The sequence below is a fragment of the Arthrobacter sp. 05T45 genome, assembly GCF_056395875.1.
The window spans coordinates 222,598-241,687 of the sequence record NZ_JBFTKI010000004.1 but is presented as its reverse complement, the minus strand read 5'-3'; the positions used below and the strand labels follow the sequence as shown (position 1 = coordinate 241,687).

Annotated in this window: 21 protein-coding genes; 14 read left to right on the top strand and 7 right to left on the bottom strand. The window is 64.4% G+C overall.

Annotated elements, in window-relative coordinates; translation table 11 throughout:
• Nucleotides 1-18: 18 nt before the first annotated feature.
• The 4 genes from AC1DGD_RS07340 (at nt 19) to AC1DGD_RS07325 (ending at nt 3,291) form a co-directional block, all read left to right on the top strand.
• On the top strand, nt 19-975 hold the full coding sequence (locus AC1DGD_RS07340) for an alpha/beta hydrolase fold domain-containing protein (protein WP_476856387.1): 957 nt from the start codon (nt 19-21) through the stop codon (nt 973-975).
• Between the two features lie 478 nt (nt 976-1,453).
• Entirely contained in the window at nt 1,454-1,690 is a 237-nt protein-coding gene (locus tag AC1DGD_RS07335; RefSeq protein ID WP_476850974.1) for a hypothetical protein, read from the top strand.
• An 848-nt stretch (nt 1,691-2,538) separates the two neighbouring features.
• Nucleotides 2,539-2,691, top strand: a complete 153-nt coding sequence (locus AC1DGD_RS07330; protein WP_476856386.1) for a hypothetical protein — start codon at nt 2,539-2,541, stop codon at nt 2,689-2,691.
• Between the two features lie 273 nt (nt 2,692-2,964).
• Nucleotides 2,965-3,291, top strand: a complete 327-nt coding sequence (locus tag AC1DGD_RS07325; protein ID WP_476856385.1) for a hypothetical protein — start codon at nt 2,965-2,967, stop codon at nt 3,289-3,291.
• Between the two features lie 159 nt (nt 3,292-3,450).
• On the opposite strand, the gene AC1DGD_RS07320 is transcribed toward AC1DGD_RS07325, so the two are convergent.
• The gene (locus tag AC1DGD_RS07320; protein WP_476856384.1) at nt 3,451-3,753 is read right to left on the bottom strand and encodes a DUF4193 domain-containing protein; all 303 of its coding nucleotides are present in this window, start codon (nt 3,751-3,753) and stop codon (nt 3,451-3,453) included.
• A gap of 671 nt (nt 3,754-4,424) precedes the next feature.
• Between AC1DGD_RS07320 and AC1DGD_RS07315 the strand changes: the two genes are divergently transcribed.
• Entirely contained in the window at nt 4,425-6,317 is a 1,893-nt protein-coding gene (locus tag AC1DGD_RS07315; protein WP_476856383.1) for a transketolase, read from the top strand.
• A 420-nt stretch (nt 6,318-6,737) separates the two neighbouring features.
• Here the strand turns inward: AC1DGD_RS07315 and AC1DGD_RS07310 are convergent, their stop codons facing one another.
• Nucleotides 6,738-7,037: a PDDEXK nuclease domain-containing protein gene (locus tag AC1DGD_RS07310; RefSeq protein ID WP_476856382.1), complete on the bottom strand. Its 300-nt coding sequence runs from the start codon at nt 7,035-7,037 to the stop codon at nt 6,738-6,740.
• 199 nt (nt 7,038-7,236) lie between these two features.
• Between AC1DGD_RS07310 and AC1DGD_RS07305 the strand changes: the two genes are divergently transcribed.
• The 7 genes from AC1DGD_RS07305 to AC1DGD_RS07275 all read left to right on the top strand — a co-directional run bounded on the left by AC1DGD_RS07305 (nt 7,237) and on the right by AC1DGD_RS07275 (nt 12,711).
• On the top strand, nt 7,237-7,878 hold the full coding sequence (locus tag AC1DGD_RS07305) for a GntR family transcriptional regulator (RefSeq protein WP_476856381.1): 642 nt from the start codon (nt 7,237-7,239) through the stop codon (nt 7,876-7,878).
• 134 nt (nt 7,879-8,012) lie between these two features.
• Entirely contained in the window at nt 8,013-8,885 is an 873-nt protein-coding gene (locus AC1DGD_RS07300) for a fumarylacetoacetate hydrolase family protein (RefSeq protein WP_476856380.1), read from the top strand.
• A complete protein-coding gene (locus AC1DGD_RS07295) occupies nt 8,882-9,790 on the top strand; it encodes an alpha/beta fold hydrolase (RefSeq protein WP_476856379.1) in 909 nt (302 codons plus the stop codon). Before AC1DGD_RS07300 ends, AC1DGD_RS07295 begins: the two co-directional genes overlap by 4 nt.
• 44 nt (nt 9,791-9,834) lie before the next feature.
• Nucleotides 9,835-11,106: a metal-dependent hydrolase family protein gene (locus AC1DGD_RS07290; protein WP_476856378.1), complete on the top strand. Its 1,272-nt coding sequence runs from the start codon at nt 9,835-9,837 to the stop codon at nt 11,104-11,106.
• 165 nt (nt 11,107-11,271) lie between these two features.
• Entirely contained in the window at nt 11,272-11,763 is a 492-nt protein-coding gene (locus tag AC1DGD_RS07285) for a DUF1097 domain-containing protein (protein ID WP_476856377.1), read from the top strand.
• 120 nt (nt 11,764-11,883) lie between these two features.
• Entirely contained in the window at nt 11,884-12,186 is a 303-nt protein-coding gene (locus AC1DGD_RS07280; protein WP_476856376.1) for a hypothetical protein, read from the top strand.
• A 15-nt stretch (nt 12,187-12,201) separates the two neighbouring features.
• Entirely contained in the window at nt 12,202-12,711 is a 510-nt protein-coding gene (locus tag AC1DGD_RS07275; protein ID WP_476856375.1) for a flavin reductase family protein, read from the top strand.
• Nucleotides 12,712-12,733: 22 nt separating this feature from the next.
• On the opposite strand, the gene AC1DGD_RS07270 is transcribed toward AC1DGD_RS07275, so the two are convergent.
• Nucleotides 12,734-13,780: a PDDEXK nuclease domain-containing protein gene (locus tag AC1DGD_RS07270; protein WP_476856374.1), complete on the bottom strand. Its 1,047-nt coding sequence runs from the start codon at nt 13,778-13,780 to the stop codon at nt 12,734-12,736.
• Nucleotides 13,781-14,015: 235 nt separating this feature from the next.
• On the opposite strand from AC1DGD_RS07270, the gene AC1DGD_RS07265 reads away from it, so the two are divergent.
• Nucleotides 14,016-14,162, top strand: coding sequence for a hypothetical protein (locus AC1DGD_RS07265; protein WP_476856373.1), 147 nt, complete (start codon nt 14,016-14,018; stop codon nt 14,160-14,162).
• Nucleotides 14,163-14,333: 171 nt separating this feature from the next.
• Here AC1DGD_RS07265 and AC1DGD_RS07260 read toward each other — a convergent pair whose 3' ends face one another.
• Genes AC1DGD_RS07260 through AC1DGD_RS07250 form a run of 3 tightly spaced genes read right to left on the bottom strand, consistent with a single transcriptional unit; the run spans nt 14,334 to nt 17,593 of the window.
• Entirely contained in the window at nt 14,334-15,530 is a 1,197-nt protein-coding gene (locus AC1DGD_RS07260; RefSeq protein WP_476856372.1) for a hypothetical protein, read from the bottom strand.
• 29 nt (nt 15,531-15,559) lie between these two features.
• A complete protein-coding gene (locus AC1DGD_RS07255; protein WP_476856371.1) occupies nt 15,560-17,200 on the bottom strand; it encodes a relaxase/mobilization nuclease domain-containing protein in 1,641 nt (546 codons plus the stop codon).
• Between the two features lie 3 nt (nt 17,201-17,203).
• Entirely contained in the window at nt 17,204-17,593 is a 390-nt protein-coding gene (locus tag AC1DGD_RS07250; RefSeq protein ID WP_476856370.1) for a MobC family plasmid mobilization relaxosome protein, read from the bottom strand.
• 211 nt (nt 17,594-17,804) lie between these two features.
• Here AC1DGD_RS07250 and AC1DGD_RS07245 point away from each other — a divergent pair, with 211 nt between their 5' ends.
• Nucleotides 17,805-18,125 (top strand): hypothetical protein, encoded by a 321-nt coding sequence (locus tag AC1DGD_RS07245; protein WP_476856369.1) that lies wholly within the window; start codon nt 17,805-17,807, stop codon nt 18,123-18,125.
• 239 nt (nt 18,126-18,364) lie between these two features.
• On the opposite strand, the gene AC1DGD_RS07240 is transcribed toward AC1DGD_RS07245, so the two are convergent.
• Complete coding sequence (locus AC1DGD_RS07240; RefSeq protein WP_476856368.1) at nt 18,365-19,069, bottom strand: SOS response-associated peptidase; 705 nt, start codon at nt 19,067-19,069, stop codon at nt 18,365-18,367.
• Between the last annotated feature and the right edge of the window lie 21 nt (nt 19,070-19,090).

The following is a 19,090-nucleotide window of genomic DNA, read 5'->3' as shown; positions in this document are numbered from 1 at the left end:
CCTAAGAAAGGACCCCACATGCCGTTTCACCCCGACATCGCCGCCCGGCTCCCCTTACTGGGAGGCATCCCATCCTTGGAGGCCGCCCTCAGCGAGCCCTCAATGAGGGCGCAGATGGAAGCATTCGATGCCTATCCGGATGCGCCGCCCCCTCCGTATGCCCGGACTCGCATGGTCTTCGTTCCCGGCCACCACGGCCCAGTACCGGTGCGCATCTACACTCCTGAAGAACAACAAGACCATTCAGGACATGCATTGATCTGGATGCACGGAGGCGCGTTCCAATTCGGGGACCTCGACACGAACGAGGCAGACTGGACAGCCCGGCAGTTGGTTCACCGGGCATCCGCCACAGTCGTCAGCGTAGATTACAGACTGGCCGTTGACGGAGTCCGGTACCCAGTCCCCCTTGACGACGTCGTTGCCGCCATCCGATGGGTGCAAGCCAACACAACGGACTTGGGCATCACGTCACTTTCGGTGGGCGGAGCCAGTGCAGGTGCCAATTTGGCCGCAGCCGCTGCCCTGCGACTCCGGGACGAGGACAAGTGGGTACCCGAGCACCTTGTTCTGGTGTATCCCATGATGCACTTTGACCTCCCCCAACCTTCTGAGTCGCTTCGGCGCGCCTTGATGGAACTGCCAAGTGCCATGAAACTTACCCCAGATATGGCGCGTTCCGTGAAGGAAAGCTATCTGGGAACCGCAGACGACGTTGCAGTCCCGGGCTACGCAATGCCAGCCGGCGCAGAACTCAATGGACTCGGACCAACCCTTGTCCTGAACGCCGAATACGACGAACTCAGGGCGTCAGGAGAGGCCTTCAGCGCCCTACTTGCCGCCAGTGGCGTCGACGTCGAGCAAGTAAAGATCCCTGGTATGCTCCACGGCTTCCTGAACTTGCCCGCGGCATTTGCTCCTGTAAACGACGCACTAGAGCGGATCGCAGCAAGGCTACGACCACGGAGTCAGTGACGCCCAAGGCCCGGGGTAGAAACAGCTCTTACAAAACCATTCCCCGGAAGGGAAGCCAATATGCCTCCCAAGATTCTCAACAAATTCCTGGAACAAAAAGTCTTCGAGCCATCAAGAAGGATGGTCGCGCAGCAACATGAGGAAACTGCCCCTGTCACACGGGGAAGTGGTTTTTCTCAGAGACAGCATTACCGCGGGGGGACTTTGGCATGAGTGGTTCCCGAGCGCACAGATAGTAAACAGGGGTATCAGCGCCGACACACCACTGGAGTCCTGGCGCTTTTAGACACTGCTTTACAGTCGCCGTCCAAAGTCCTTGCGGCCCCTCATTTAGGCATCACTGGGCCAGAACTAGGGGTGGTTCATCGAGGCGCGACCTATCGGCAGACTGCCGGACGTCATGCGAGCTCTCTCGTTGGCCGGGCTCCCCCGGCAACTGGAGGATCAACAAGCGGCAACCCAAGTCACAGGAACAGGCATGCAATTGAATAAACCACGGGTAGAAAAACCCGGCATGGTGGAAGTACGGGTCGAGCAAGCAAGCGAACTTGACGACGTTCTGACAACGGCAATAGAGGTCATAAAGAAGGCCGCCGCTGAACACCGGGTAGGGATTCTCGTGACGCGGATCGACACCGGCAGATACATCGTACGCGCCCATCCTGCCGTCCCCTTTGGGTTGATACGCCAGCAGCATGGCGCAGTAAATAGCTAGCAACCCGGCTCTGCCAGGGCCGGGGCGAAAGCGTACACTGCCCCCTTTAATTCCTCCCTTGATCCGAGCACCCTTAGGGCGGGAATCGAACTCAGGTTACGGGTCGGGCACGAAATCGTCAGCTGCATAGTGGACGTAGTAATGCCTGATCAGTCCTGCTTCTGGATCTGGACGGCTGCCGGGATGGGCCGGCGAATGATTGACACTCGTAGTGCCGCCATGGCCGCTCTTGATTCCTGAACTTAACCTGCGGGAAGCGCGCCGCGACATGGAACCAGCCCCAATCGCACCTGCAATCCGCACGGCCAGGCAGTCGCGTTGAGTCGACCCCCAGGCACTAAGAAGAAGGGTCGCCGAACCCGCTCATCGCAGTGGGGGCACTTGCACTGGCGCCCCCGCGTGCTGCCAACCTAAAGTACACCCCAGACTGACGTCAGGCGGCCAACCAAATATTGTCAGATTAGGGTCCAGCGGGCGTTTTCTGCACCCCACCGGTTACCGGTCTTGGATCTCAATCTGACAGAAGGAGGCGGAAACGCAGCGCCGGCGCAGCTGGACATCGCTGCCATCAATCACGAATTGGCACTGCTCTTCCCGTCCGTTGCTGTCAACGGGCCGGATCCCGGCAGCCAGTGAGTGCTCCAAGAACTGATGCATCGGCTGCCTCCGGGCATCCGCCGCGAGTTCCGCTCCTACCTGGCCGGGGCAGGCCTTGACGGGCAGGCACTGGTGGAAAGGGAGTCGCCGAGGCGATGGCTCCTTACCGCTGGCTCGCCCGCCGCATCGGGCCCGAGGCCTAGCCCTCACCGCTGCGAGGATGGCGGCCGCCGGCCGAGGTCCATGAGGCAATGACCGAACTCGACCGGGTCCGGGACTGGATCGGCAAAGGCAACCGCGAGGACCAGACCGTGCCCGGGCTCCTGCTGCGTGAAGGCGCCCAGCAGCTCGGTCTGATCCGCAAGATCAAAGGCAGGCTCGTCCGCGGCGAAGAGGCTGGGTGATGACCCGCGCAGTTGTGGCTGTTCCTCGCCCGAGCCATTGGCCGGGCTTGGTTGGGCACCTCAGGCCGCACCTCAAGCTGTCCTCGCCGCCCGGAACTTGGACGGAAGCACCGGTGCGCTGCCCCGGGGTCCTTAATGGCCGTGCGCGCCGCGGCCGTCGCCGTCCGCACGGTTGAGCCCCGTTCAGGTTGATTTCTTGTTATCCAGGTCACATTGCGTCTATCGTTGTCGGGGGCCACAGCGTGGTGGCCCCGTTTTAGAGCGGAGAACTGTGTGAACGAGAAGCTGCGGGTGCTGGTCCGTGTGGACCTCGATGGCGCCAAGGCCCGCGTCAATGTCCAGGGTCACGTGACGGTTCAGAACGTCCATGGCCTCTACGGTGTGGTCCAGCGCGCCGGCTCGCTCGCCTCAGGGCTGTCGCTGGAACTCGATGTGACACGCGCACAGACTGACTCCGACGCCATGGGAGAGCTTCGCGCGTGTGCAAAGTCGCATCATCTGCCGGTGCACGTGGACCCCCGCCAGCGTGACTATCAAATCAGCCTCCTGACGCAGAACACCGCGGTGTCCGCGGCCCTGTCGCCAGTCCTGGCAGCCTGACCCGCCCCACTGGCTACGTGGGTTGGCCGTGCCCTTGGCTCACAGCCTGGGCCTGTGTGCCTGAATCTGATGTCCGTGCAGGGCGCGGAGCATGCGGTGCGAGAGAGCGCGTTGAACTTGTAGCATCGCTCCCCTGGACCGGGCAGCTTGCGGCATGCCTTATCCCGCGCACTCGATGCAGTACGGATGGCCGTCCCGTTCGCGCGCGAGCTGGGACCGGTGCCGGACCAGGAAGCAGGAGTAGCAGGTGAACTCGTCCTTGGCCTGGGGAATGACCTGGACGATGAGTTCCTCGGAGACAAACTCCCCGCCGGGGGTCATGGCCTCATCCAGGGCGTCGGCTTCGTCCAGCTCCCGGACGACGCTGCGGGCATCCGGTGCGTTCGCGGACTGCAGCGCCTCCAGGGAGCGGTCCTGGGATTCCTTGACGTCGGAACGTACTTCGTCGTAATCAGTTGCCACTGAGGTGTGTCTCTTTCTGGTGTTCTTCTCTGACGGAACTGCAACATATACCATCGCCCGGGTATTCCCTTTGCCGGGGGACCGGCCGGCCGGGTCGGGCGCCCGGCGTAACGCCGGTTGGCGGATAGGCGCCCCAGGCGTTGTGGGCTTCGGCATCCGCGTCGGGTTCGGTCCTTTTCAGCGCCGCGACGATGCCTCTGGCGATGTTTGTTGGTTGACGGGGAGTTTATCGCAGGCAGACGGCCAGAGGGAGGTGGGGCGTCCCAGGCTTCACCGGTTGTTGCGGTCGTTCCTGGCTTTGTGGAGGCGGATGCCGATGGCTTCGCTGCCGCCGGTCACGTTGGAGTTTATCGTTGATCAGGTCGGCGTAGAAGTTGGGTTTGACGCTGTTACGGGCAGCAGCGCACGACCGGGGTGCCCCGGCATTGAGCTTGCCGGTCTTGGGCTTGATGGCGCAGTGGCCCGTTGACTGCACTCTGGGTGGCCCTGCCTGACCGCATGGCGGGAGGGGTGGCAGCGCGGGGTCCTGTCGGGGGGACCGAGGTGCGTGGGTGCACCGGCGCATCCGGGCCGGGAGGGCCCGCCGGTGTTGGGCGGAGAGTCTTGACTTACTCTTCCTCCGGCGAGACCCTGCAGGGATCCGGCAAGTTCCATCGACGAAGGACACCGCCATGCCCGCGGCAAACCACGAAAACGTCGGCGAGGACCTTTCACAGGTCGCTGAACTCGCTGCGCAGCTCCGGGTGGATTCCATCCGGTCCAGCACGTCCGCCGGATCCGGCCATCCGACGTCGAGCATGTCGGCCGCAGACTTACTGGCTGTTCTGGTCAGCCGTCATCTGCGCTACGACTGGGACAACCCGGACCTGGACACCAATGATCACCTGATCTTCTCCAAAGGCCATGCCTCTCCCCTGCTGTATTCGGTCTTCAAGGCCGTCGGCGTCGTCTCCGATGATGAGCTCATGACCGGCTACCGCCGGTTCGGCCAGCGCCTGCAGGGACATCCGACGCCGGCACTGCCGTGGGTAGATTTCGCGACGGGCTCGCTGGGGCAGGGACTTCCGGACGGCGTCGGCGTGGCCCTCGCCGGGAAATACCTGGATCGGCTCCCCTACCGGGTGTGGGTGCTGTGTGGCGACAGCGAAATGGCGGAAGGCTCCATCTGGGAAGCCCTGGACAAGGCCTCCCACTACGGCCTGACCAACCTCGTCACCGTCGTTGACGTAAACCGGCTGGGACAGCGGGGCGAGACCGAACTCGGCTGGGACATGGAGTCCTACGCCCGCCGGGTCCAGGCCTTCGGCGCCCAGGCCATCATCATCGACGGCCACGATCTCGACATGATTGACACGGCCTTTTCCACGGCGGCGGAAGCACCTGAAGGGAAGCCCGTGGTCATCCTCGCCAAGACCATCAAGGCCAAAGGCTTCCCACAGATCGAAGACAGTCCGGATTGGCACGGAAAACCCTTACCGCCCGACATGGCCGAGAAGGCGATTGCCGAACTCGGCGGTCAACGGACACTGACCTTGCGCGGCCCCCTTCCGGACGAAGGGTCAAAGGCACGCATCGACGCTCCCGGCGCAACCTCTCCCAGCTACGCTGTGGGCGAGAAGGTCGCCACACGAAAGGCTTACGGCGACGCTTTGGCAGCACTCGGCGGCATCGATCCCGCCGTTGTTGCCCTGGACGGTGAGGTCAGCAATTCCACCCACGCCGACGAATTCGCGAAAGCATTCCCCGACCGGTTCTTCGAGATGTACATCGCCGAGCAGCAGCTCATCGCCGCCGCCACGGGACTGAGCACCCGGGGATATAAAGCCTTCGCCTCGACCTTCGCGGCCTTCCTCACCCGCGCCTACGACTTCATCCGCATGGGGTCCATCACCGGCGCCGATCTTCGCCTGTGCGGCTCGCACTCCGGCGTCGAGATCGGCGCCGACGGCCCCTCACAGATGGCGCTGGAAGACCTCGCAATGATCCGGGCCGTGCATGCGTCGACCGTCCTGTACCCTGCCGACGCCACCAGCACAGCCGCCCTGGTGCAGCGCATGGCCGAAACCTCCGGCATCAGCTATCTCCGGACCACCCGCGGCGCCTACCCCGTCCTGTACAGCGCCTCCGAGCAGTTCCCGGTCGGCGGTTCCAAGCTCCTGCGGTCCTCCGGCAACGACGACGTCACCCTCGTCGGGGCAGGGATCACCCTTCACGAAGCGCTTAAAGCAGCAGACATCCTCGACGCTGACGGAATCCAGGCCCGCGTCATCGACTGCTACTCCATCAAGCCCATAGACGCAGAAACACTGCTCACCGCCGCCGGCGAGACACAGGGCCGCGTCATCATCGCCGAAGACCACCGCCCCGAGGGAGGCCTGGGATCAGCGGTCAAGGACGCCCTGCTCACGGCACCGCCGAGTGACCTGTCCATCACACACCTGGCCGTGCACGGCATGCCCGGGTCCGGAACCGGGCAGGAGCTCCTCGCCTGGGCAGGCATCGACGCCGAACATATCGCCGAGGCCGCCCGACGCCTGGTCGGGCCAAACCCGCACCGGACTTGAAGGCGCGGCTCTCCGGGAACCACATGAACCCCAGACACGCCTCTCCCCCGACATTGTCACAGGGCCGGGCCCCTGCGCGGTGACGGTCCGGCCCGCCGACCTGAGCCAGATCATACTCAGAGAATCCGCTTCGCAACCGTTTCGATGCCTCAGCGGGGCGCCTGCCGCGCTCCGGAGGAAACCCGCTCTGACCGTCTGGCCCCAAAACCGGGATTCTGGACTTTGGCCGGGGCTGGAATCACGGGCCCAGGATTCATTTCCGCGGTGGCGCGGTTGGCGATCGGGAAAGACCTCGTAGTGTAGGCGCCGGCCTAATTGTCCAAAGAGCTTTGGACTATTCCTGATGTTGCTTTGGCGGAGTCAGCACGCCGTGGCTGTGTGAGTTTCCCAATGTGGGCGGGTTATTGGCTGTCTTCGTTGTCAGAGTCTGGTTCTGTCCATTCCAAGGCCGCTACAAGGTGCCCCTCGTTTGGGGAGAGCCTGTTGTTCGGAAGCCGGGAGCTTGTCGTAGGTGTAGGCGGCGACGGCCATGGGTGAGGTGGATCGTCCCAGGCTGTACCGGACGCTGCGGTCATTCTTGGTGCCAGATGAGGATGCCGATGGTTTCGTTGTGGTGGCCGCGCCGAAGGGTGTCGCTACGTAGAAGTTGAGCTTGCCGGCGTATTCGGGCTGGAATTTTCCCGTCTTCACTTCGATGACGACGTAGCCCGTTGGCCGCACTAAGCAGCCTGGGGTCTCACTCCCGCACCGGCAGAGACTGCCGATATGCAGCCAATGGCCGTCTAGCCAAAGCTGGGCGAGTCCCACAACCTGCGTCCGTGGGGCGGGGATCGAGCACCCGCCAACTATGCCTACAGGATGACTCTCCGACCACCTAGCGATTATCGAGTATCCATAATCCGTGTGGAAGACTGGGAACATGGCGGGGTCAGCAGCTTTTGAGAACGAGAGCCTTTCGGAGAAGGTCAAGCGGACCATCGTGGACCGGGTTGTTGACGGCACTTATCCTCCCGGGATGCGACTCGTGGAGCTCCAACTCGCCAAGGAGTTCGGCGTCAGCCAGGCACCGGTCCGCGAAGCCCTGCGGGAACTGTCCTCGACCAGGCTGGTAGAAAACATCCCCCGCCGCGGAAGCTTTGTCCGGTCTGCTTCCCAAGATGACCTCGCGGAGGTCTATTTCGTCCGCCTCGCGCTGGAGGGGACTGCCGCCGCGGCCGCGTATCCCACCTTGCATACTGACCCTTCGCCGCTGCGCGAGGCGTTGGCCGGCATGCGCGAGGCCGCGGCAACGAACGATGCCCACGGCATCGCGAAGTACAGCACGGCCTTCCACCGCGCCGTCGTCGCCGCCACCGGAAACCGGCTCATGCTGGAGATCTGGGACTCCCTCCATGTCCAGGCCCGGACCATGGCCACCGTCGTCCGCGGCCACGTAGACCTACACGCCGCCGCCGAAGCCCACGTCCCGATCCTGGAGGCCTTCGAGAACGGCACACCAGACCTCTGCACCCAGCTCGTCATCGAGCACCAGCACGAGTACTCCATCCTTCCCCAGGAATAGCGCCTCCCTCGAGCCTGTCGGCGGGGTCCACGGGATGCCGTGGATAGCTTTCTGAAACTTCCTCTTGTGATGCCGATCACCCTCAGGTATCGTCGTTCCTATCAATTATCGATAATCGATCAAGGGAGATCACTTTGAAGCTCATCACTTTCCGCAACCAAGGCACCGAACAGACCGGCGTCCTCAGCGAAGACGCCTCGACCGTGACAGCCGTTGCCGGCTCGCAGGATCTGCTGTCACTCATCGACAACTGGGACGAGGCCGCGGCGCAGATCACCGCCGCCACCGGCCCGGCCATCAACATCACTGACGTGGAACTGCTCGCCCCGATCCCGCTCCCCCGCCGCAACATCTTCTGCGTGGGCCGCAACTACGTCGAACACGCCAAGGAATTCGCGAACTCCGGGTACGACGCCACGGCCAGCGCCAACGCGCAGCCGGAATACCCGGTCGTGTTCACCAAGGCACCCTCCACCGTTATCGGCACCGGCGCCGACATCGACCCCCACGCCGGAGTCACCTCCGAACTCGACTACGAAGCCGAACTCGGGGTCATCATCGGCAAGAGAGGCCGCGGCATCAGCAAGGCCGATGCGCTGGACCACGTCTGGGGCTACACGATCATCAACGACGTCACCGCCCGCGACCTGCAGAAAGACCACAAGCAGTGGTTCCTCGGCAAGAGCCTGGACACGCACGCGCCGATGGGTCCCTGGGCCGTCACCCGCGACGAGGTCGGCGACGGACCGCTGGACCTGCTCTGCACCGTCAACGGCGAAACCCGGCAGAAGGCAACCACGGCGGACCTGATCTTCGACATCCCCACCATCATCGAAACCATCAGCGCCGGCATCACCCTCCAGCCCGGCGACATCATCGCCACCGGCACCCCCGTCGGAGTGGGCATCGGCTTCACCCCGCCCCGGTTCCTGACCACCGGAGACGTCGTCGAAATCAGCATCAGCAAACTCGGCACCCTGAGCAACCGGATCGGAGAAGGACGATGAGCACCGCAACCATCGCCCCCGGCCTGACAGCCGTCGGCACGAAGCAGCTCTTCGTCGAAACCACCGGCGCCGGGCCCGACGTCGTCCTGGTCCACGGGCTCGGCGGCACCACCAGCTTCTACGAACCCCTCGTCGCCTCACTGGCCGAACGGTTCCGGGTCACCCGCTACGACTTCACCGGACACGGACGCTCACCCCTGGCGAGCGAACTGACCCTCGAATCCCTAACCGCCGAACTGGCCCTGGTCATCGAATCCCAGACCGCCACCGGACGAGCGCACCTCGTCGGGCACTCGATGGGAACCCTCATCGTCCAGCAGCTGGCATCGACACGCCCGGACCTGGTCCAGGAAGTCGTCCTGCTCGGCCCGGTCCGCGAACAGACCCAGGCCGCGAAGGACGCAACCCGGGCCCGAGCCTCCCTTGTACGGGAGAAGGGCATGGCGGCCGTAGCCGACACCGTCGCCCACGCCGCCACCGCCGACCACGCAGCAATCGGGAACCCGCTCGTCCGGCCCTTCGTCCGCGAACTGCTCCTCGGCCAGGACCCGGAAGCCTACGCCCAGGCCTGCGAAGCCCTCGCCGCCGCGAAAAACCCGGACCTGACCACCATCCAGTCCAAGGTCTTGCTCCTCACCGGCAGCGAGGACAAAGTCAGCACCCCGGCCTCCAACGAGACTATGGCCGCAGAACTGGGCGGCGCCGAACTCCTGGTCGCACCAGGAACCGGCCACTGGACAGTACCCGAGGCGCCCGACTTCGTCACCGCCGCCGTCCTCGACTTCCTCACCAGCACAACCCTCACGCCGTCGACAAAGAACACCTGCGCGTGCAGCAACGCCAGCCCGGGCTGCCAATCCCGCCGCCAGCAGAGCATCACCATGCAGATCCGCAAAGCCCCCTAACAACCGCTCCACCGCCTCCATCTCAAGATAAGGACAACGAAGTCATGTCGAAAACCCTCTTCACCAACGTCAACATCCTCGACAGCACCGGAGCCCAGCCCTTCCTGGGCGAAGTGCTGATCGCCGATGAGCGCATCACCGACGTCCGCGCCGGCTCCGGGAACCTTCCCCGCGAGGGCGTCAAGGTCATCGACGGCCGCGGCCAGACCCTGATGTCGGGCCTGTGCGATGCACACACCCACTTCACCTGGAACGACGGAGACCTCAACGGCCTGGAAACCATGCAGGTCGAAGAACACCTGCTCCACACCGTGCAGTCCGCCAAAACCTACATCGACTACGGCTACACCATGTGCTTCGGTGCAGCCAGCGCCAAGAAGCGCCTCGACGTCGTGGTCCGCAACGCCATCAACGCTGGAGACATCCCGGGCCCCCGCTACCTGGCCAACGGCCAGGAAATCGCCACCACCGCCGGCGACCTCGTCCCCGGCATCACCCAGATCGCCGACGGCGTCGAGGAAATGCGCAAGGTCGTCCGCGAAACCATCGGCCTGGGCGTGGACCAGATCAAACTCAGCATCTCCGGTGAGGAAATCACCGGCTCCAAGGCAGCCACCGACACCTACATCACCGAAGAAGAACTCCAGGTCGCCGTCGACGAGGCACACCGCCGCCACGTCCGCGTCTGCACCCACGCCCGCAGCCGCGACTCCGTCATCATCTCCCTGAAGACCGGCGTGGACATGATCTACCACGCCTCCTACATCGACGACGAAGGCATGGACATGCTCGAAGCCGCCAAAGACCGCGTCTTCGTCGCCCCGGCCATCAACTGGATCGTCGCCACCCTCAACGACGCCGCCGCCTTCGGCTACTCCCACGAAGCCGCCGAAAAAGCCGGCTACGCCCGCGAACTCGAAATCGCCTGCAAAGCCATCCAGGAAATGCGCCGCCGCGGCATCCGCGTCCTCCCCGGCGGAGACTACGGCTTCGCCTGGACACCCCGCGGCACCTACGCCCGCGACCTGGACCACTTCGTCAAGCTCTTCGGCTACACCGAAATGGAAGCCATCATCGCCGCCACCGCCCTCGGCGGGGAACTCTTCCAGAAACCCAACGAACTCGGCAAGGTCCTGCCCGGCTTCTACGCCGACCTGATCCTGGTCGACGGCAACCCGCTCGAAGACATCACCATCCTGCAGGACATCACCAAGATCACCGCCGTGATGAAAAACGGAGAATTCCACCGCGAACCGGCCGAACACAGCCCGGCCACCCCGGAAACCGCACCCGATCTCGCACTGACCCACCTCTAACCAGCCCGCTACGGCCCCGGCCTCCGGCCGGGGCCGTACTCAAACTCATCCCCCGCACCACCGGGTCGCCCGTTCGGCGGCTCTTGCACGTGGCAGAACCCGTACGGCCCCCAGCTTTCCTTTCAAAAAGACAATGACGCCATTTTGACCCTAAGGAACACACCAATGAAGCCCCTCGTCACCATCGGAATCACCGCCGGTATCCTCGCCGGACTCTGGACCCAGTTCAGCACACCCTTCGGCCTCATCACCTGGGTTGGCTTCCTCTCCTGGGCCTGCTTCTTCGCCGCCGGCGGCAAACGCGCAGGGCTGCTCAAGACCATCCCCGCCAACCTCTCCGGGGTGCTGTGGGGCGCAGCCATCGTCTGGGGAGCGGCGAACCTCCCCATCCCGGGCGCGCTCGGCATCTCCGTCGCCGTCGCCGCCTTCGCGATGTGCGTCCAGGCACGCTGGACCGTTCTGGGCTTCATCCCCGGAGCATTCGCCGGATGTGCAGCGTACTTCGGCGCCACCTTCGATGCGGCCGGGACCTGTCTGGCCCTGATCGCCGGCGCCGGCCTCGGCCGGCTCTCCGAATTCACCGCAGGCCTTCTCACCAACGCCGGCAAGAAGGCACAGACACCCGCCCCGCTTACAGAAACCCAACCTGTCGCCTAAACGGCAAAAGGGCGGCCCTTCCAGACCATGCCTACAGCTCAGGTGCCACCGGCCAGGTTTACGCCGCCGGTGGCACCTGACCCCACAGACCGTATCCCACCCCACGACCGAGGAACCGCCATGAGTCCAACCACAGCGCACTCCGCTTCCGGGTCTGGCCCCATCGAACACAGGGCCCTGAAACCCCAAACAGCGCGCTGCTTCCGGGTCGACGACTGGTTCCGCCTCCCGGCAACAACGGTAGAAATCCGCCACCACGGCACCTACGTCAGAACCGCACGGGTCGACGCTGCGACCGCGGACTCGAGAATGCTCTGGCTTTCGCCGGAAGGCGTCGAGTCCCGTGTGCTCATCGACAAACTCGACGGGTACGAAGTGTGGATCGACCCCGAACAGCTTTACTACGCCGCGCAACACCGGTAGCCGCAGGAGGCAGCCATGACCATCGTCACTGAACAGCTCAGCACCATCGATTCCCAGCGGGTCCGGGACGTCATGTCCAAGGTGCCCACCAGCGTCACGGTTGTCGCCGGCCAGCCCGAACTCACCGGTGAACGCGCCGCCATGATCGTCGGATCATTCGTCTTCATTTCCGCGGACCCCTGCCTTGTCGGCTTCTTCGTCCACCAAGAATCCACGAGCTGGCCACAGCTGAACAAAGCCACGGTGCTCGGTATCAGCACCCTGGCCTCAACCCAGACACAGTTCTGCCGCAAAGTCGGCAAGAAAGAAGCAGACCGCTTCGACGGACGCTTCTGGACCCAAGGGGAGTTCGGTGCCCCGCTGGTCTCTGGTTCGGTTGCATCCATGGAATGCCAGATCGAGAACGTCACCAGGGTAGGCGATCACGACTTCGTCCTGGCCCGTGTCCTCGGACTAAACAGAGGTAACACCAGAGATCCCCTCGTCTTCCAAAACCACGAATTCGCAGGCCTCCGCCCCTGCTAACGACGGTCGGCCACCCGGGCGGTTACATCCCGCCGGAATCGGCCACTGTTCCTTGCTCGAGCGCCGCAGTGATCGCCTCCGGGGATGGCAGCGCGGCTCGCTCCTCCGGCGGAAGGGAGTCATAGGTGTACGAGCTGACGGCGACAGGCTGGGATGAGCCGTCCAGTGCGTACCTGACCGTGGGTTCGTGTTTTGAACTGCAAACAAGGATTCCCACCGTTGGGGCCATGCCCGGGAACCTGACTAGGTTGTTCACGGCCGCGACATAAAAGTTGAGCTGTCCCAGGTGTTCCGGCCTGAATTTTCCTGCCTTAATCTCCACGACCACAAATCTGTTGGTGGGTACGTGTACCAGGAGGAGGTCGATGTAGAAGTTCTCGCCTTCTACATCGAGGTGATACTGGCGGCCATAGAAAGCAAACCCCCGGCCGAACTCTGCCAGCGTTTGGGACATGCGCTGTGTCATGGCCTGTTCGATGGCCAGTTCCTGAGCCTCTGACGTCAGACCGAGAAAATCGAGTACCAAGGGGTCTTTGGCGACATGCCTGGCCAGTTCAGCCCCGTCGCCGGGCAGACGTTCCTCGAGGTTGTTTGGAGCGGCCCCGAGGCGTCGGTGGAGTCCTGTGGCGATTTGATGCTCAAGGACTTCAAGCTTCCAATTGTGTTCTACAGCTGATTCGGCGTACCAGTCGCGGAGCTCGGGGTCCTTGAGCTTGAGCAGCTCGACAATGTGTCTCCATGGGAGCACACCGACTCTGCTGCGGACTTCTGCCTGTGACAAGTCCCAGGCAGCGGCGAACGACCGCATGTAGAAGAGGTTTGATCGGGAAAAACCGCGCATGTTCGGGAAGGACGTCTTTAAATCTGCCGCGAGGCGCTGCAGCACTTTAGTCCCCCACGGTTCCTGGGCCTGTTGCTGCAGGATCGTTGCTCCAATGGCCCAATACATTTCGACCATCGCGCTGTTCGCCGCTTGCTGTGCACGTAGTTGGGCGGAAGCAACCAGTGTCTTCAGGGATGCGAGGGTTCCGGCATAGCTGCTGGGCAAGTCAGGCTCAATTGTGGGCACGCCCCCACCCTAACTGTTCCCCCCGACAGGAGCCGGATCGAGGCTGTAGCTAATTGTCCAGAGTTCTCTGGACAATTGACGCTGGGGCGGTTTCGACCCGTGAACGTTCCTAATAGTCCAGAGAACTCTGGACTATTAGGAACGTCGCGGGGCTCGCCGGGCGGGCGGACGGCACCCCCGCAGCTGACCGGCAGGGCCACCCGAGTGACCGTGTCTGACCTCAGGCGTCGGGGTCATGGCCAAGGACGCGGAGCAGGTCACGGGTTGTCATGCTCAGCTGTTCGAACCAGTGCCGATAGAACAAGGCCGTCATCTGCTGGGGAGGGGTGTCATCGAGTTCATGGAGCAGCTACAGGGCTTCGCGGATAACGGCCTCATCTGACGCCAGCTCAGGATCAGGCCGGCGTTCCGGTTCCTCCGGGTGTTCCATGCGGGCGACTCCTTCCATCGTGTATGGCCACAGGTTTTGCCGCCCGCCCCCGGCACGAGTTGGGTTCGATCCTCTTGACCGGTACCGGGCTGGCACGGCTGCTGGCGCGGCAGCAGGGGGCCACTAGCGGCTGGGGCCGTTCCGGGTTTTCCGGGCCCCCATTGCTTCGCCCCTGATTGTTTTCCGCGCCCTCGCCGGATCTTTGCCGCTGACGAGTGCGGCGCTAGGGTGCGTGCCCTCGCTACGGGCAGCGGCAAGGCGTCCCTTGACGCGTTCCTCGCTGGCGGTGCCGGAGAGGGAGGCGGCGAACGCCCGGTGATGGTCAGCGGAACCGTAGTCTGCGGCTGGGCTGGTTTCGGCCTTCCCGCCCTGGTCCTTCAGCCGTTCGCTGTCGTCGGCGGTGACCCTGCCCTCCAGCTCGCGGCCGAGCTCGGCGATGCGCGCGAACAGTTCCGCTTCGGTGCGTTCGTAGCGTTGTTCCAGCGGCTGCTCCCGGGAACCCGTGAATCCTCCCTCGGCAAGGAGCTTCGCGTCGTGCCATTCCTTGGCGGCATCCACGAACCTGGCGTCGTTGAAGTGGTCCTCGCCGGCCCCAGTGAAGTTCGCCGTGGTTTCTTCGCGCAGCTTCTCGATGGTGGGACCGTTGATACCCTCTTTGCCGATCAGGTACAGACGTTCCTTCACCGCGGTGTCGGCGGCCTCGATGGCCGCCGGGGTCTTCGCATCGTGCGCGCTCTGCAGCGCCGCCGACAGGGCGGGGTTGTTCAGGTATTCGAGAGGCACCTGATGCCGCTCCATTTCCGGGGCCAGCGTCCGGGCCTTGGCGCGGAGCTCTTCGGCCTGTGCCGCGGCGATGAGTGCCATGCCTTTCCGGTGCTCGGCGACGGCGGCGCGGCGTGCCTGTTCAGCGCTGATGGTTTCGATTCCCGATTCCAGGTACGCGGCATCCTTGCCGACGTCGCGGGTGTCGATGCCGTAGCGGCGCTGGACTTCGGTCCGGATCCGTTCGGATGCGGCGAGGGCGGCCGGATCAATATCCTTCCAGCCTTCCGCGACGGCGTGTGCCGTGGCGATGTCGCTGGGCTGGGCTTTGTCCCACCATTGGGCCTTTTCCACAGGTGCCAGTGCCGCGTGGGCGGCGCTGCCTTCGGCGGCGAGACGTGCCCGGGCTTCGTGCGCTGCCTGGGCGTCCTGGTGTTCGATCTGGCGCTGGGTCTCCTGGCGCTGGCGTGCCAGTGTCTCGGCAATGCGTGAGGCGATCATCAGCGACTGCCGCAGACCGCCGTCCAGGGCGTCATCCATTCCATCTGATTCACTCATGCTGTTCCCCTTGCAGTTTGGGTGGTGGTCTATCGGTCGAGGCCCGGACCAGCGTCGCGCCGGCTGGGCTGGTAGGTCCTTGCAGGCGTTGCCGGTGTGAGGGTCGTGGGCAGTACTGATCCGGGACGGATGGGGACCATGCCGCGCCGGGCGATATCAATCGCCCTCGGCGCCACTCCGGCCGTCGGGGCCGGCTGCTGTCCGGCGCCCACCGGAACCGGCTTGGGCATGGTCCCGGTGAACGGGGCCAGCCGCTCCTCGACCACCGACCGGATGCGTTGGGCCTCACGGGTCCGCCCGGACTGGGCGTGCATTTCATACACGGCGAAGGCGGTGTTGATCAGCTGCACCATGAGTGCCGTTTGCGCGGCCGTCTTGTTCTTGCTCGATGCGGCCATGAACAACATGGCCGTTCCCGCAATCGACGGGAGAGCGACAGGTTTGCTGTGCTGCCGTGGTGCGCGGAGCTGGGCGGTGCGGGACAGTTCGGCGGCGGTGGCCGCCAGCGGACCGGGGGTTGGTTCGAGCCGGTAGGACCATGCCGCGAACGCTCCGGATACGTCCCGTGCTGCCTTCGCCCAGGTCGCGTGATCATCACGCGGGATGGTGCGCAGCTGATCCGCCAGGGCGGATGCGTTGCGGGTGTATTCCACCCACGCTTCCGCCGGTGGTGTTGTGTTCTCGGGGCCGGTCCTTAAGACCGTGCGCTTGTTCCGGGCGGCTGCGTTCCATTCCGCTGCGGCTTCCGTGGCCTCGTGCGGGGTGTCGGGCCATTCTTCACGGAGGGCACCGAGTTTCAGGTCGGAGGCGAGGGTTCCGCCGCCGAACCAGATGGGACGTTCTCCCCGGGCGGGGCGTTCGGCTACGGAGTACCCAACAATGACGTCGGTGGTGTTCTTGGCATAGCGCGGCCGCACGAGCAGGCCGGTGTCGCGGGCCCGGCGGACGAACTCCGCCTCGGACGCGGAGGCGCTGGCGCTGGCCCGTACTTTCCGTGCCAGGGATGAGCGGTGCATTTCGCGGTCGTCCCGGATCGCGGTGGCCTTCTCGGCCCGGTCGTAGCCACGGGTGGCATGCACCGTGGAGAGCTGTTCCAGACCGTACTTGACCTCCAGCTCGCGGCAGGATTGCTGTGCTCGTTTGTAGTCGCCGTGCGTGGTGGCTTTGGTGCCGTCCTCGCGAACCAGGGACACCGCGATGTGGATGTGGTGGTTGCCGTTCTCGGACGTGCCGTGGTTGATCGCCGCCCACCTGCACTGGGCCTTGCCGCTGGCTGCGGTGAAGCCCATGGCGTCGACAAAGTCGTTGGCAATGTCTCCCCACTGCTGATCCGTCAGCGGCCCCTCTTCGGCGCGGAGGCTAAGCGAGCAATGCCAGACATCAGCCCGTTTGTGACCGTCCTCCACCCGCCGCTTCGATACCGCGTCCCAGCGGAAATCCTTCTGCAAGATCTCGACGCCAAAAGACTTCCGGGGCTGGTCCAGGTGCTTCCCGATCGCGACGGCGTCATCGCGGTCCAGGACGCCGTCGTCGTACCAGGCCATGATCGCTGCATCCCCGGCCACCAGGTGCGGATCGGTGTGGGAGTTCTTCGTCTTGTCCGCATCGGTCGATGCCAGATACAACAGCAGTCCGGACATCCTGGAGCCGCGGGTGATGTTGGGAATCATCGGCTACATCAGCCCCTCAATAGTCCGGTCAATCCGCATCGCAACCTCACGCACATAGGCCAGCGCCGCCTTCGCGTCCTGCGGGAACTCGTCGCCGGCGTTCGCGTGGCGGGCGATCTGGTTCACGTTGTTCGACACCCGCGCCAGGAGCGTGTGCAGGGCCATCAGTTCCGCCATCGCCGCTCTGCGCTCCGTCGGCGTCTCAGCAGTCTCGGACAGGGCCGCGGTGATCAGCAGGTTCGGGACCGTAACCTTCTCCCGGGCGGCCCGGGCAACCAGCGCAGCCTCTTCCCCGGCGGTCACCCACACTTCGCGGCGCTTCTTCGTCCCCGCCGGCGAGTTCTCCCGGCGGCGCTTGGACAGCCGCGGACGGGACTCATTCTGCTCAGTCAAGCACTCCCCCATCCCTTTCAAAGCCCAGCGCAGCGACCCCGAAACCGGGGACCACACCACCGAGTGTGCCAAGCAAACCGCCGCAGGCGCGTGAGCGACACGCCATTTACACCCGTGTAAATGTATAGCTTGCTCCGGCGCTCTTCCGGATCTGTGTCCGTGCGGTGTTGCTTCCCGTGGGGGTGGGCATGTGGTGGTTAGGGTGGAGGGTATGGCGAACCTCGACATTGAACAGACACGTAACCAGGCCCGCGCGCTGCTGGACTCGCGCATTGAATCCGTCACGCAGCTGGTGAAGGCGCGGCAGCGGGTCGCTGACCTTAAGGAACAACTGGCGGAGGCCGAACGCGACGACAAACGCGCCTACGTCCGGGCCACCAAGGACGGATGGAACACCGAAGAGCTGAAGAAGCTCGGCCTCGAACCCGGAGCCGTCACCCGCCGGCGCAAAGCCTCACCGGCGGAGACCGCCGGACAGACCTCCACTCCCCCGCACGGTGACGTCCTGACCACCGCGACCACACAGCCCTAACGGGCTGCCGGGCCCTTCCCCATGGACCAAGCCTGGGGCGCCCGGCGCACCAGACGTCAGCGCCGGCTTTCTTCAGCCAAGGACCACAAAAAAGCACCCGCAAGCGGGTGCACCAAACCACCCAACGGACGCCACCTTACCGGGGCGGCCGTCGTCCGTTTCTGACATCGCCGGGTGCCACTGCCGCTCCGGCAGGAGCGCTTGATGGACGCCTCCGGCGGGCGGGTTGTTCCGTAGGTTCAGGGGGCCGGGTCGATGAGTTCGGGACCGTTGTTGCGGACGCTGTTCACCCGGTCCGTGACCACCCTCGGCGTCAACACCGGTTCGGGAATGGCGTCCAGGATCTTCTGCACCGCGGTCTTATCGGTGGTGCCGGGATTGAGCCAGTCATGGAACATCTCCGGCGGGACGATGACCGGCGCCCGGTCGTGGACGTGGCCCAGGGAGTCGTGGGCCGTGGTGGGCAGCACGGTGCAGCTGAGCAGCCACCGGTGCGGATCATCCTCGGGCCGGGACGGGTCCGGCCAGAACTCATAGAGCCCGGCGAAGGCCAGCAACTCATTCTTCTCCGAGTGGAGGTAATGCGGGATCTTCTTCCCGTCCGGGGCTTTCTCCCACTCGTAAAATCCCTCGGCCGGGATCAGGGCGCGCCGCTTGATCGCCGCCTTGCGGAAGGCCGGCTTGTCCAGAATGGATTCGCTCCGGGCGTTGATCAGCTTCGAACCGATCTTCACCTCCTTCGCCCAGGACGGGACGAGGCCCCAGCGGGCGATCAGGAGCCGGCGCTCCACCGCGTCCTCATCCAGCCTCTCGGCGATGATCGGCACGTCCTGGGTCGGCGCCACATTCCAGGACGGCGGGGGCGGGCTGCCCTCGACTTCCTTCGCCTCGAAATGGGCCAGGAGATCACCGGTCGCCTTGGACATTACATACCTGCCGCACATGCCTTAATTCTCCCCCCACAC

Bases quoted from the DNA above. Each gene is read 5' to 3' on its own strand.
- AC1DGD_RS07340 (WP_476856387.1), top strand. From the start codon at position 19: ATGCCGTTTCACCCCGACATCGCCGCCCGGCTCCCCTTACTGGGAGGC.
- AC1DGD_RS07245 (WP_476856369.1), top strand. From the start codon at position 17,805: ATGGCGAACCTCGACATTGAACAGACACGTAACCAGGCCCGCGCGCTG.
- AC1DGD_RS07315 (WP_476856383.1), top strand. From the start codon at position 4,425: ATGCCCGCGGCAAACCACGAAAACGTCGGCGAGGACCTTTCACAGGTC.
- AC1DGD_RS07240 (WP_476856368.1), bottom strand. From the start codon at position 19,069: ATGTGCGGCAGGTATGTAATGTCCAAGGCGACCGGTGATCTCCTGGCC.
- AC1DGD_RS07265 (WP_476856373.1), top strand. From the start codon at position 14,016: ATGGCCAAGGACGCGGAGCAGGTCACGGGTTGTCATGCTCAGCTGTTC.
- AC1DGD_RS07295 (WP_476856379.1), top strand. From the start codon at position 8,882: ATGAGCACCGCAACCATCGCCCCCGGCCTGACAGCCGTCGGCACGAAG.
- AC1DGD_RS07330 (WP_476856386.1), top strand. From the start codon at position 2,539: ATGACCGAACTCGACCGGGTCCGGGACTGGATCGGCAAAGGCAACCGC.
- AC1DGD_RS07285 (WP_476856377.1), top strand. From the start codon at position 11,272: ATGAAGCCCCTCGTCACCATCGGAATCACCGCCGGTATCCTCGCCGGA.
- AC1DGD_RS07305 (WP_476856381.1), top strand. From the start codon at position 7,237: ATGGCGGGGTCAGCAGCTTTTGAGAACGAGAGCCTTTCGGAGAAGGTC.
- AC1DGD_RS07255 (WP_476856371.1), bottom strand. From the start codon at position 17,200: ATGATTCCCAACATCACCCGCGGCTCCAGGATGTCCGGACTGCTGTTG.
- AC1DGD_RS07290 (WP_476856378.1), top strand. From the start codon at position 9,835: ATGTCGAAAACCCTCTTCACCAACGTCAACATCCTCGACAGCACCGGA.
- AC1DGD_RS07275 (WP_476856375.1), top strand. From the start codon at position 12,202: ATGACCATCGTCACTGAACAGCTCAGCACCATCGATTCCCAGCGGGTC.
- AC1DGD_RS07280 (WP_476856376.1), top strand. From the start codon at position 11,884: ATGAGTCCAACCACAGCGCACTCCGCTTCCGGGTCTGGCCCCATCGAA.
- AC1DGD_RS07260 (WP_476856372.1), bottom strand. From the start codon at position 15,530: ATGAGTGAATCAGATGGAATGGATGACGCCCTGGACGGCGGTCTGCGG.
- AC1DGD_RS07335 (WP_476850974.1), top strand. From the start codon at position 1,454: ATGCAATTGAATAAACCACGGGTAGAAAAACCCGGCATGGTGGAAGTA.